This is a genomic window from Actinomadura sp. NTSP31, from assembly GCF_041951385.1.
Taxonomy (GTDB): Bacteria; Actinomycetota; Actinomycetes; order Streptosporangiales; family Streptosporangiaceae; genus Spirillospora; species Spirillospora napierensis.
This window is the reverse complement of the sequence record NZ_JBGNUT010000008.1, coordinates 159704-172520: the sequence shown is the minus strand read 5'-3', so window position 1 is coordinate 172520 and position 12817 is coordinate 159704. Positions and strand designations below refer to the sequence as shown.

10 protein-coding genes are annotated in these 12817 nt (G+C 72.4%); 7 read left to right on the top strand and 3 right to left on the bottom strand.

Translation table 11 applies throughout. The features are described from left to right. Positions 1-84: 84 nt before the first annotated feature. Together ACA514_RS16070 and ACA514_RS16065 are read left to right on the top strand one after the other, a co-directional pair. Entirely contained in the window at positions 85-2601 is a 2517-nt protein-coding gene (locus ACA514_RS16070) for an alpha/beta fold hydrolase (RefSeq protein ID WP_375041926.1), read from the top strand. Between the two features lie 244 nt (positions 2602-2845). Then, positions 2846-3661 carry an ABC transporter permease gene (locus ACA514_RS16065; RefSeq protein WP_375041925.1) on the top strand — a complete coding sequence of 272 codons (816 nt, stop codon included), beginning with the start codon at positions 2846-2848 and terminating at the stop codon, positions 3659-3661. Between the two features lie 997 nt (positions 3662-4658). On the opposite strand, the gene ACA514_RS16060 is transcribed toward ACA514_RS16065, so the two are convergent. Together ACA514_RS16060 and ACA514_RS16055 are read right to left on the bottom strand one after the other, a co-directional pair. Further along, entirely contained in the window at positions 4659-6602 is a 1944-nt protein-coding gene (locus ACA514_RS16060; protein ID WP_375041924.1) for an FtsX-like permease family protein, read from the bottom strand. Next, positions 6596-7459: an ABC transporter ATP-binding protein gene (locus ACA514_RS16055; RefSeq protein ID WP_375041923.1), complete on the bottom strand. Its 864-nt coding sequence runs from the start codon at positions 7457-7459 to the stop codon at positions 6596-6598. The genes ACA514_RS16060 and ACA514_RS16055 overlap by 7 nt, the downstream gene beginning before the upstream one ends. 110 nt (positions 7460-7569) lie before the next feature. Here ACA514_RS16055 and ACA514_RS16050 point away from each other — a divergent pair, with 110 nt between their 5' ends. Together ACA514_RS16050 and ACA514_RS16045 are read left to right on the top strand one after the other, a co-directional pair. Continuing rightward, a complete protein-coding gene (locus ACA514_RS16050) occupies positions 7570-8892 on the top strand; it encodes a sensor histidine kinase (RefSeq protein WP_375041922.1) in 1323 nt (440 codons plus the stop codon). Next, positions 8871-9536: a response regulator gene (locus ACA514_RS16045; RefSeq protein WP_375041921.1), complete on the top strand. Its 666-nt coding sequence runs from the start codon at positions 8871-8873 to the stop codon at positions 9534-9536. The genes ACA514_RS16050 and ACA514_RS16045 overlap by 22 nt, the downstream gene beginning before the upstream one ends. Here the strand turns inward: ACA514_RS16045 and ACA514_RS16040 are convergent. Then, positions 9533-10000 carry a GNAT family N-acetyltransferase gene (locus tag ACA514_RS16040; protein ID WP_375041920.1) on the bottom strand — a complete coding sequence of 156 codons (468 nt, stop codon included), beginning with the start codon at positions 9998-10000 and terminating at the stop codon, positions 9533-9535. The two genes, ACA514_RS16045 and ACA514_RS16040, sit on opposite strands and share 4 nt — an antisense overlap. Positions 10001-10117: 117 nt before the next feature. Here ACA514_RS16040 and ACA514_RS16035 point away from each other — a divergent pair, with 117 nt between their 5' ends. The 3 genes from ACA514_RS16035 (at position 10118) to ACA514_RS16025 (ending at position 12814) form a co-directional block, all read left to right on the top strand. Further along, positions 10118-10660 carry a TetR/AcrR family transcriptional regulator gene (locus ACA514_RS16035; protein WP_375041919.1) on the top strand — a complete coding sequence of 181 codons (543 nt, stop codon included), beginning with the start codon at positions 10118-10120 and terminating at the stop codon, positions 10658-10660. An 80-nt stretch (positions 10661-10740) separates the two neighbouring features. Further along, positions 10741-11124, top strand: coding sequence for a hypothetical protein (locus ACA514_RS16030; protein ID WP_375041918.1), 384 nt, complete (start codon positions 10741-10743; stop codon positions 11122-11124). A gap of 385 nt (positions 11125-11509) precedes the next feature. Beyond that, positions 11510-12814, top strand: a complete 1305-nt coding sequence (locus ACA514_RS16025) for a cytochrome P450 (RefSeq protein WP_375041917.1) — start codon at positions 11510-11512, stop codon at positions 12812-12814. The last annotated feature ends 3 nt before the right edge of the window (positions 12815-12817 follow it).

Genomic DNA, 12817 nt, shown 5'->3' with positions numbered 1-12817 from the left:
GGGCGGGCCGTACGGCGGCGGGCGCAGGGAAGATCGACGCATAGGCGGAGCGGCGCCCGGTGAGGCCGCGCATAAGGTGCTGTCATGACGGTGGGCGGCGCGTTCCGGACGCGGTGGAACAGGACGGGCCGAAGGTCGCGCTGGACCGCCGCCGGGATCGCGGTCGCACTGGCCGCCGGAGGCACCGCCTGGGGCGTCGGCGGCGGCGACCCTCCCCGCGTCGACGCCGTCGAGCAGCGCGTGCAGGTCGTCGACGGCCCGCACGACGACCAGCGCGTCACCCTCGACACCACGTTCTACAAGCCGGTCGGGCGCGGCAAGGCACCCGCGATCATGCTCGGGCACGGCTTCGGCGGCGACAAGCACGGCGTCGCGAACGAGGCGCGCGAACTGGCCCGCGCCGGATACGCCGTGCTGACCTGGACCGCCCGCGGGTTCGGCGCGTCCACCGGGCAGATCGCGCTCGACTCCCCCGACTACGAGGTCAAGGACACCCGGCAGCTCGTCGACTGGCTGGCGAAACGGCCCGAGGTGCAGCTCGACGGCCCGGGCGACCCGCGCGTCGGGATGGCCGGCGAGTCCTACGGCGGCGCGATCGCCCTGATGACCGCCGCCTACGACCGCCGCGTCGACGCCATCGCACCGCAGATCACCTGGAACAGCCTGCCGGACGTGCTGTTCCCCAACGCCGCCGGCGCCGGCCCCGAGAAGGGCGTCTTCAAGAAGCTGTGGGCCGGCATCTTCTTCACCAGCGGCTCCTTCGGCGCCGGCTGCGGGCGGTTCCTGCCGTCGCTGTGCGCGATGTACCAGAAGGTCGCCGAGCAGGGCGGCCCCACGCCGGACGCCGTCGCCACGCTGCGCCGGTCGAGCCCCGCCTCCGTCGCCGACCGGATCAAGGTCCCCGCCCTGCTCGTCCAGGGGCAGTCCGACTCGCTGTTCCCGCTCGACCAGGCCGACGCGAACGCGCGGGCCATCGCCCGCAACGGCGCGCCCGTCTCGGTCGTCTGGTACCAGGGCGGCCACGACGGCGGCGACTCCGAGACCGGGCGCGTCCGCGGCCTCGTCCGCGGCTTCTTCGACGCGCGGCTCAAGCACGCCGGCACGTCCGGCACGTCCGGCACCCGGTTCACGGTGACCCGCGCGGGAGGCCTCGACTCCTCCACCCAGCAGGTCGTCGTGCGGGAGGCGAAGGCCCGCACGTATCCCGGGCTGTCCGGCACGCCGCGGAGCCTTCCGCTGACCGGACTCGAGCAGACGGTCTACAACCCGGCCGGCGGCAACCCCGCGTCCGTCTCCGCGCTCCCGGGCCTCGGCGCGCTCGGCTCCCTCGGCTCCGCCGCCCCCGCCGGACTTCCCACCGACATGCCCGGACAGACGGCCACCTTCGACAGCCGACCGCTGGACCAGCCCGTACGCCTCACCGGCGCCGCCACCGTCCGCCTCAAGGCGACCGAAGACCCAGCGGGTCGCACGAGCGCAAGCCCGGCCAACGACGCCTCGGCCGCGGGCGGCCCGCTCTTCGCCAAGCTCTACGACGTCTCCCCGGACGGCAGCGCCGCGCCCGCCCGGCGCATCGCCGCCCCGTTCCGCGCGACCGGCGGCGAGGTCACCGTCACGCTGCCCGCGATGGACTACCGGTTCGACCGCGGCCACCGCCTCCGGCTCGTCGTCGCCACCACCGACATGGGCTTCGCGACGCCGCCGCAACCCGCCGCGTACAAGGTGCGCGCCGTGTCCGGGCTGACCGTCCCGACCGACCCGTCCCTGGTCACCGCGCCCGCCCCGATCCCCGGCTGGGTGTGGGTCCTGCCCCTGGTGGGACTCGCGATCGCCGGGGCACTGCTGCTCGGCGTCCGGCGCGGCCGTCCCCGCGACCGCGGCACCGGCGTCCCGCTGGAGATCACCGGGCTGACCAAGGCGTACGGGAACGGCCACCTCGCCGTCGCCGACCTGTCGTTCCGCGTCGAGAAGGGCCAGGTCCTCGGCCTGCTCGGACCGAACGGCGCCGGCAAGACCACGACCCTGCGCATGCTGATGGGCCTCATCCGCCCCGACGCCGGGGAGATCCGCATCTTCGGCCACCGCGTCACCCCGGGCGCGCCCGTCCTGTCCCGCCTCGGCTCGTTCGTCGAAGGCCCCGGCTTCCTCCCCCACCTGTCCGGCCGCGACAACCTCGACCTGTACTGGCGCGCCACCGGCCGGCCCGCCGCCGAGGCGCACCTGGACGAGGCGCTCGCGATCGCCGACCTCGGCTCCGCGCTCGACCGGCCCGTCCGCACGTACTCGCAGGGCATGCGGCAGCGGCTCGCCATCGCGCAGGCGATGCTCGGCCTGCCCGACCTGCTCGTCCTGGACGAACCCACCAACGGGCTCGACCCGCCGCAGATCCGCGAGATGCGGGAGGTCCTGGTCCGGTACGCCGCCGCCGGCCGCACCGTGATCGTCTCCAGCCACCTGCTCGCCGAGGTCGAGCAGACCTGCACGCACGCCGTCGTCATGGCCCGCGGCCGGCGCGTCGCCGCCGGCCCCGTCACCGAGATCGTCGGCACGGGCCGCCGCCTCGAGGACGCCTTCCTGGAAATCATCGGAGAGGCCCCATGACCGTCCGCGGAGCCGGCCGCCACGACCGCGTCCACCGGACCGCCGTCCGGCGACACGACACCGGGCGGACGACATGACCACGTCGAAAGAACCGAAGGCTGACGGGGCGAACGACACGGCCCCGGCCGAGGGCCCGCAGACGGACGGCATGCCCACCGCCACGGAACGAACCACAGACCCCGCGCGCACCGCCGAAGAGCGAACGGCGGACACCGCACCGGAATCCGACCGCTCCGGATACAGCGTGCGGCGCACGCTCCCGCTCCGCGTCGAGGCGATCCGGCAGTTCCGCCGCCGGCGCACCCTCATCGCCTTCGGCATCCTGCTCGTCCTGCCCTGGGTGCTGGTCGGCGCGTTCAAGATCGGCGGCTCCCCGAGCGGGAACGGGGCCCCGAGCCTGGTGGACGTCGCCACCGCCGGCGCCCTGAACTTCGCGCTTTTCGCCCTGTTCGTGTCGACCGGCTTCCTCCTCGTCGTCGCCGTCGCCCTGTTCTGCGGCGACACCGTGGCCAGCGAGGCCGGCTGGTCGTCCCTGCGCTACCTGCTCGCCGCACCGGTCCCGCGGGCCCGGCTGCTCCGCCAGAAGCTGATCGTCGCCCTTTCCTACGCCGTCGTCGCGGTCGTCGGCCTCCCCGTCATGTCGCTGATCGCGGGCACGGTCGGCTTCGGCTGGGCGGACGTCCAACTGCCGACCGGCGGCACCGTCCCCGCGTCCACCGCCCTCGGCCGCATGGCCATCGTCATCGCCTACTCCCTGATCGCCCAGCTCGTCGTCGCCGCCCTGGCGTTCCTCCTCTCGGTCGTCACGGACTCCCCGCTCGGCGCGGTCGGCGGCGCCGTCGGCCTGGTCATCGTCAGCAACATCCTGGACGCCGTCACCGCGCTCGGCTCCTGGCGCGACTTCCTGCCGACGCACTGGATGTACTCGTGGATGGACGCCCTCCAGCCGCAGATCCAATGGACCGGCATGGCCAAGGGCGCGGCCATCTCCGTCACCTACGCCGCCGTCCTCTTCGCCCTGGCGTTCCGCCGCTTCCACACCCGCGACATCGTCTCCTGACCCGTCCGGACGGCCGCCCTACCGCAAGACGGCCGCACCACGGAACGATCTCCCACGGCCACTCCCGGACGGCACCGACCGTGACCACCTGACCACGTCCGGTCGACCACGCTTCCCGAAAAACGGTCGAACCGGCAGAGGATGTCGCATAAGCTCGCTGAACCTTGCCGGCGGCGCCCGCGTCGTACGAAGTGCAGGTGACATCGGCTCGATCGACGGGTTAAATCCGGCCCGACGGGGGAGATGATCAACATGGCACGGCAGCAGCTCATCAAGCGCCCCAAGCCCCCACGTCAACCGAGCCCGCCGGACCTGAGGACCCCCTCAGGCCGCCTCCTGCCGTACTGACCCGCTCTCCCCACGCACCCCGCGCCCCGTCATCCACCCCGTCACCCACCATCCGGACCGCACCGCAGATCGCGTCTCCGTAATCCGCATTCCCGCTGTCCACCCACAACTGCCGTCCCACCTCCGCCAGGCACCGTCACCACGCCACGAAGACGACGGCCGCCCTGCTTCCTCACGCCGCCCACGCAGGCTCCCCCGACGCCCACCCGCCGTGACGGGGCCACCAGGCCGCGGGCCCTCAAGACGGGCCATCGAGACTCCTCCACCACGACCTCGCGCCCGTTCCCTCGCGCGGATCGCACCCGTTCCCTCGCGCGACTCACGCGCGCCCCGTCCGACGCCTACCCGGCCACTGGGACCACGCCGCCCAGACCTCGCCGCCGGGACCACGTCACCCACGCGCCGCCCGCGCGCGGCGCCCATCCGGCACTCGCCCGGCCCCGGCACCGGCTCCGGCACCCGCCCTGCATTGACGCGGTAGCCGCGCGGCACCGGTCCCGCTCCGCTCGCTCTGCGCTCCCGTGTTGCGCTGGTTCTCCTCCCTCGTCAGAGCGCTGGGGATGGTCGGTCTGGCGCGGAGGTGGTGACCGCATGGACCGGGCATCGCTGGGTGGAATGGCATGTTCGGTGCGGTCCGGCGGAACCTCGGTCACTCGCGTGCCGCCAGCAGGGCGACGGGGCGGGGTCTGGTCGCGGAGAGGGTCGTCCAGACGCTCGCGGCTCCGGTGATGGCGAAGGCGGCGACCGTGGTGATGCCGAGGAGCGGCCAGGGCACGTCCACCAGTGGGCGGCCCGCACCACGGAGCGAGGCGGCGAGCATCCCGGCGAGGGCTCCGGCCGCCACGACGCAGCCCAGGACGAGGCCGATGGCGGTGACCGCCCAGGATTCGATCAGCGCGGCGCGGACCACCTGGGGGCGGGTCAGGCCCGTCACGCGAGCGGCGGCGAACTCGGGGCGGCGTTCGGATCCGGCGATCATGACGGCGTTGACGACCGCGACCACCGCGTAGCCGCCGGCCATGCTCATGAGGACGGCGAGGATCCCCATGTTGCCGCGTTGCTGGGCGGCGGTCCGGGCGTCGGCCCACTGCGGGACCGTCTGGACCTTGCCCACGCCCGCGGCGCGGATCGCCGTCCGGACCTCGGAGGGACGCGCGCCGGGGGCGACCTGGACCAGGGTTTCGGCCTTGGCCTTCGCGAGGGTCGCGGCGGGAACGAGATCGCGGGGCACCAGGAAGGTCTCGGAGTAGTTCTCCAGGGTCGCGGAGAGCGCGGCGACGACCTTCAGCCGCGTCCTGCGCTCGTCGACGACGGCGTTCACCGTGGAGCCGACCCGGATGCCGGACTCCGCCATGCCGGGGCCCAGGGCGATCGTCCGGCCGTGGAGCCGGGTGAGCGAGCCGGCGCGAAGGTGCAGGTGGTGCGTGCGCTGGTAGGACGGGGCGTCGACCGCGACGATGCCCGAATAGTGCGTCTGGCGCCAGGTGCGATTCACCTCGTGGTGGCGGGCGGTCACGCTGATCGGCAGGGACACCTCCGGGGACGCGGCCGCGACGCCGGGGACGGCGGCGATGCGGTCCAGTTCGGCGCCGGACGAGGTCACCACCAGGTCTCCCCTGACGAGGCGGCGCTGCTCCTCGCCCGACATCAGGGCCAGTGATCCGAGGGTGCCGCTGAGGCCGAGGAGCAGGGCGACCAGGACGATGAGCGGGGCGGCGGTGGACGCGCTGCGGCGCACGCCGTCGCGGAGGTTGGCCTGGGCCAGTTCGCCGAGGGTGCTCGTCCGGAGGACGGCGCCGAGGGTGCGCCCGGCGAGCGGGACGACGAGCGGGCTGAGCGCGCTGAGCGAGACGGCGCCCATGAGGGAGATGCCGAGCCCCATGAGCATCGCGCCCAGCAGGTCGGCCGACTGGGCGAGCGTCACCATCCAGATGGTGAGCGCGAGCGAGGACAGGCCCGACAGCCACCGGGCCGGGGTCATGACGCGGGCGGCGCCTCCGGTGTCGCGCAGCGCGTCCAGCGGACGGACCTTGGCGGCGCGGCGGGACGCGGCGAGCACGCCCACGAGGGCGACCGTGACCCCGACGCAGCCGGAGGCGACGAGGACGCCGCCGTCCCAGACGAGCGGGAAGCCGCCCGGCAGGAAGCCGAGCGCGATCAGCAGCCGGGCCTGCAGCCAGGTGGCGGGCAGGCCCGCGAGGACGCCGGCCGCCGTGCCGGTGAGGCCGAGCAGCAGCGCCTCACCGAGCAGCAGGACGACCAGCTGGCCGCGCCCTCCGCCGACGAGGCGCAGCAGGGCCAGGTCGCGGCGGCGCTGGGCGACGGTGAAGGCGAACGTCGAGCTGACGATGAACACGGTGAGGAAGGCCGACACCATCACCGTCATGCCGAGCAGCGTCGCCGCGCCGGCATACCCTTCGCGCAGCTGCTCCCTGGCCCGGCCGGTGATGCCGGACGGTATCGGCGCCCGGTCGGCGGCCACCATGACCAGCAGCGACGACTGGACGATCGCCACACCGAGTGCCACCGCCGTCATGGCACCGGCGAACAACCGCCACCGTTCGCGGAAGGTGTTCAGGGCGAGGGTCAGCATGGGGCCGCCTCCAGCCGGGCGAGGCGGTCGGCCACCTCGCGGGCCGTGGGACGGACGAGCCGGTCGACCAGCCGCCCGTCGGACATGAAGACGACGGCGTCGGCGTGCGCCGCCGCGGCCGGGTCGTGGGTGACCATGGCGATGCTCTGCCCTTCCCGGTCGACCATGGTGCGCAGCAGGCCGAGCACCGTGCGGGCGGACGCGGAGTCGAGCGCGCCGGTCGGCTCGTCGGCGAACAGGACCGCCGGGCGGGTGACCATGGCACGGGCGATCGCCACGCGCTGCTGCTGGCCGCCGGACAGCTCGCGCGGCCGGTGCCGGAGCCGGTCGCCCAGCCCGACCGCGGCCAGGACCGCGCGCACGTCGGCGCGGCGGGCGCGGGCGCCGGCGAGCTTGAGCGGCAGCGCGACGTTCTGCTCCGCGGTGAGCGAGCCGATGAGGTTGAAGCTCTGGAAGACGAAGCCCATCGTGCGGCGCCGCAGCCCGGTCAGCACCCGGTCGGGCGCCCCGGTGATCTCCTGGCCGGCGAGGAAGACCTGCCCCCGCGTCACCCGGTCGAGCCCGGCGGCGCAGTGCAGCAGGGTGGACTTCCCGGAGCCGGACGGTCCCATGACGGCCGTCCACGACCCGGCCGGGAAGGCGATGCCGACCCCGTCGAGGGCGCGGACCAGCGCGTTCCCGCTGCCGTACTCGCGGGTCGCGCCGCGCAGTTCGGCCGCGGGGACCCCTGGTGGGAGGCGGGCGGGACCGCCGGCCGTAGTCCCGCCCGGGACGGGAGCCCCGGCCGTGGCTCCGCCGGTCGCCGGGGGCGCCGGGAGCGCCGCGATCGGGATGCCGGAGGTCGGTGTGCTGGTCATGCGTTCACGGAACCATCCGGCGCGGGGCCCCGGCATGACGGCCAGCCAGGATCTTTGAAGTATGGCTAGCCATACCATCGGACTGCGCCGGCTTGGCTAGCTTGGGTTTCATGACCGCCGCCGAACCCCGGACCGCCCTGGAGGCCGCGTCGGGGCGGCGGTTCCTGATCACCGCATGGCCCTGGCGGTGCGCGGGCTATCTGCTGACGACCCCGGTTCCGATGCTCGCCGCCGCCGTCCCGTTCGGCCTGCTGATCCTGCCCTGGGCCGCCGCCCTCTCGTCCCGGCAGGCTTCCGGCGCGCGCCTGCTGCTCGCGGCGATCGGCGTCCTGCTCGTCGCGGGGATCGGTCCGCTCGTGGCGCTTCCGATCGCGGAGGTGGAACGGCGGCGCCTCCGGCTGGTGGACGCCCGTCCCATCGTTTCCGGCCACTCCCGCGTGTCCGGCTCGGAGCCGCGCACGTGGTCGATGGTGCGTTATGGAGAGGCGGCCATCTGGCGGGAGATGGGCTACGCGTGCCTGCTGGTGACCGTAGTACCCGTCCTGTACGGCGCGTTGCTGGTCTACGTGTTCGCCGTCGGGGGGCTCCTCTTCAGTCCGCTGCTGGCACAAGGCGCCGGCGAACCGGTGACTCTGGGCCTGGCCAAAGTGGCGACTCCCGTGGACGCCGTGCCGTACGCGATGGTCGGCCTCGCCCTATTGCCCACCATCCCGTACTTCGGGGCGCTCCTCGCGGGCGCGCAGGGAGCCGTCGCCAGAGCGCTCCTGGGCAGAGGTTCCGGTCAGCAACTGCGGGCGGAACTCGTAGAGGTGTCCCGCTCCCGAGCCAGGTTGGTGGACGCCTTCGAGGCCGAACGGCGGCGCATCGAACGGGACCTGCACGACGGCGCGCAGCAGCGCCTGATCGGCCTCACGCTCAAGCTCGGCATGGCCCGCATCGACCTGCCCGGGGACTCCGAGGCCGGCCGCAGCGTGGCGGAGGCCCACGAGCAGGCCAAGCTCCTGATGGACGAGCTGCGCGAACTCATCCGGGGCATCCATCCGCGCGTGCTCACCGACCGGGGCCTGCCCGCGGCTCTCCGCGAACTCGCCGACCGCTCTCCCCTACCGGTGACGGTCGAGGTGGACCTGCCGGAACGGTTGCCCCCGCACGAGGAAGGCACCGCCTACTTCGTCGCCGCCGAGGCGCTGTCGAACATCGCCAAGCACAGCGACGCGGAGAACGCCCGTATAACGGTGCGTCTCCACGACGGGACGCTGGCCATGGAGGTCGAGGACAACGGAAAGGGCGGCGCGGACCCGGCCCTGGGGACCGGACTCACCGGCCTCGCGGACCGCGTAGCGGTGATCGACGGAAGAATGCTCCTGTCCAGTCCGGCCGGAGGGCCGACCGTCCTACGCGTGGAGTTCCCTTGCAGCCGACCGTCCGAGTAGTCCTCGCCGAGGACGGCGTGCTCTTGCGGGAAGGACTCGTCGGGCTGCTCGGCAAGTTCGGCTTCGACGTCGTGGCGGCGGTGCAGGATGCCGACGCACTCATGGCCGCGGTCGAGGAGCACTCCCCCGACCTCGTGGTGACGGACATCCGCATGCCGCCCGGCTTCAGCGACGAAGGTTTGCGCGCCGCGGTGGAACTGCGCAAGACCCGCCCCGGTCTTGCCGTCGTCGCCCTCAGCCAGTACGTGGAGCTCAGCTACTCCGCCGATCTACTGGACTCCGACGACGGGACGAAGGTCGGTTACCTGCTGAAAGACCGGGTCGTCGACGTCGAGGAGTTCGTCGCCGCGCTGCGCCGCGTCGTGGACGGCGGGACGGTCATCGATCCCACGGTCGTCCGCCAACTCCTACGCCGCAGCCGGGACCCGTTGTCGCGGCTTTCCGCGCGCGAGCACGAGGTGCTCGCCCTCATGGCGGAGGGGCACTCGAACACCGCCATCGCCCAGACCCTCACCGTCGCCGAAGTGACGGTGGGCAAGCACGTCAGCAACATCCTCACCAAGCTGGACCTGGCGTTGACGGACGACAAGAACCGCCGGGTGCTCGCCGTCCTCGCCTACCTCCGCAGCCGCGCCACCGGCTAGAGCCGCTTTTCGAAGCGCACACGGTCCTGCCCCGGACCGTCGTATCCGGCCTTCGGTTCGTGGACGTCAAAACCCATGGCCCGGTGGAAGGCGATGGACCCGGTATTGGCGGGCGACGTGATGGCCTTGACCTTCGTACGGCCGGCCGCCGCGGCCTCCTGGAAGAACCTCTCGTACAGGGCCCGCGCCACGCCGTCCTTACGACGTCTGGGGTCGACCCCCACGAAATGGATGTACGCCTCGTCCGGGTGATCCGCCGAATGGAACCCCACGAGGAAGCCGTGCATGCCGTCTTCGCCTTCCATCACCAGGCTCGTCCCCGAGAAGTGCTCGAAGAACAGGCGGGGCAGCAGCAGCGTCAGTTGGCGTGCCTGCTCCGCTGTACGGGAATCGGCCCACCACTCCGGCATCACCCGCACGACCGCCTCGTGGTCGTCCAGCCGCGCCCGTCGGATGTCCCGCACCGCTCAGTCCTCCCGCCATGGATGCGCTCCGGGCCCATCCTCCCCGAGGCACTCACCACCCCGTCCACGGGCCCCCGGCGCCGTACACTGACCAGGGAATTGACGGTCAGGAGAGCCATGCCCAGGGCGGACGCGCAACGCAACCGCGACCTCATCCTCGCGACGGCCAAGAAGGTCTTCGCCGAGCGCGGAGCGAGCGCGCCCCTGGACGACATCGCCCGCCACGCAGGCGTCGGCAACGCCACCCTGTACCGGCATTTCCCCACCCGCCGCGACCTGCTCATCGCCGTTTACGCCGACGAAGTCGCCGACCTCACCGCCAAGGCCGGGAAACTCCTCTCCCACCCCTCTCCGGCGGACGCCGTGTTCACCTGGCTCGGCGCGTTCATCGCCCACATCGCGGACAAGAGCGACCTGGCCCACGCCATCCCGGAGGAGGGACGCAGCCCCCTCTTCGCCGAATGGCACGAGGCCATGCGATCCACCCTGTCGTCGCTCCTCCTAAGGGCCCAGCAATCCGGTGCCATCCGCCCTGGAACCAGCGACACGGACCTTCTCGCGCTGGCCAACGGGATCGCCCTGGCCGGAGCCGATCCGGCACAGACCGAACGGCTACTTCAACTGGCGCGCGAAGGCGTCGCAACCCGCCTCCCGACGTAGCAGCGAACAGCGGTGCATTGAAGGCTCTGGAGTGAGCTACTAGAGTGCCGTTCGCCACACGCCGACTTCGAGGAGTTCTGTTGCGTCCGCTGAGCGTCACCGTGTGGGGGACGGCACTTGTCGCGGCGGGTCTGCTGGCACCGGCCACGGGCCAGGCGTCGACCTCCGGGCAGGACGGGTTGACCGTGCGGCCGGGCGTGGCGCGGACCGGGGAGAAGGTCGCGCTGTCGGTTCCCGGATGCGGCCCGGGACGGCACTGGGCGTCATCGGAGGCGTTCGGCGGCCGCGTCCGGCTGGACGGCACGGACGGCACGGACGGCACCGCGACGATCAGGGACGGCGTGCGCCCGGGTGCCTACGAGGTGGTGGCGCACTGCCGCCATCGGACGGTGAAGGGAAAGGTGCGCGTCGGCGGACGGCCGACGTGGCCGGCCCTGCTGCCCGGCACTCGCGACGGCCTCTGATTCCGGACGGCCCAATTTCACCTGCGCACGGTACGCGTGCACGCGGATACGAAGAGTATCCGCCATTGTTCCGTCAAGGCGTCCCTTACTGGGCTTCCACTTTCGTTGCAAAGTGACCCAGATCACCGCGTGATGGTTGGATTTCCTACCTTCCGGTGGCTTGTCTGCGTCAAATGATCATGTGATACTTCAGCAGAACTACACACTTAGTACATGTCTCACAAGGCGGCACAAAACAGACTCTCGGCCCGCTCGACCGGGCCCCGGACCCTCCAGCTGATCGATACGCGTCCATGCCTTACGAGGGGGACTGTCGAGCATGCCCGTCGGTGTCGGTTCCGTCAGAGAAGCGAGAAGCGTTCCCTTTCACCAGAGCCTGCCGAGATTGCTCCACGACCCGCTGGACGCCATCGAGGAGATGGGCCGCGAGTCCAATGGTGAGATCACCCGCGTCAACCTCGGTGTCCTGCGCCCCTACCTGGTGACCCGCCCCGAGCACGTCCAGCACATCCTGCGCGACAACGCCGCGAACTACCGGCGCGAGGGGCTGATGTGGAAGCCGCTCAGCCGGCTCGTGGGCGAACCGTCCGGCGCCGACCCCGCGTGGCCTCTCAAGCGACGCGTCTTCCAGACGCTGCTGACCGGCAAGAACATCGAGACCTACACCGACGAGATGGCCGCCACGATCGCCGCGAACGTCGACGAGCTCGGCCGGCGCCACGGCGGCGGGGTCCCCGTCGACTGCGGTGACGAGCTGACCCGCATCGTCTACCGCGCGATCCTGCGCATCTTCATCGGCGACCGGCTCTCGCTCGCCGACGCCGACCGGCTCGGCGAGGCGATCACGATCGCCACGACCTCGTCCTTCCGCTCCCGGATGCTGCTGCCCTTCGTGCCGCACGCCGTCCCCCTCCCCGGTGATCACGCCTTCCACCGGGCGGTGCAGAAGGTCGACGACATCATCTTCCCGGTCATCGAGGAGGCGCGGCGGCAAGGCGTCGGCGAGCGGGAGGACGGCGGCCACGACATCGTCTCGCTGCTGCTGCGGGCCCGCGACGGCGAAGGGAACGCGCTCGACGACCAGGGCGTCCGCGACGGCGTCGTCTCGCTGTTCGTCGCCGGCACCGAGACCACGGTGACGGCGCTGAGCTGGCTCTGGGTCGTCCTGGACGCCAACCCCGACGTCATGCGGCGGCTCCGCGCCGAGATCGAGGACGTGGTCGGCACCGCCCGGCCGACGCGCGCGCACCTGCCGAGGCTGCGCTACACGAAGATGGTCCTCCAGGAGCTGCTGCGCATCTACTCGGTCGGCTGGATCATCCCGCGGATCGTGGACCGGGACGACGTGATCGACGGCGTCCGGATGCACCGCGGCGCCACGGTCGCGGTGAGCCCGTACCTGACCCACCGGGTCCCGGACGTGTGGCCCGAGCCGATGAGGTTCGACCCGGAGCGCTTCGCGCCGGGCCGGTCCCGGCACCGCTTCGCCTACCTGGCGTTCGGCGCGGGGCCCCACCAGTGCGTCGGCAGCGTCTTCTTCACGGTCGAGGCCCAGCTGATCGTCGCCTCGATGATCAGCCGGCTGCGGCCGGTGCTGCACGGTCCCGCGGGCGTCCGGCCGCAGGCGGGCCTGACCCTCAAGCCACGGCACCCCATCGCGATCTCACTGGACCCCGTCGACGCTAGGTAGGCG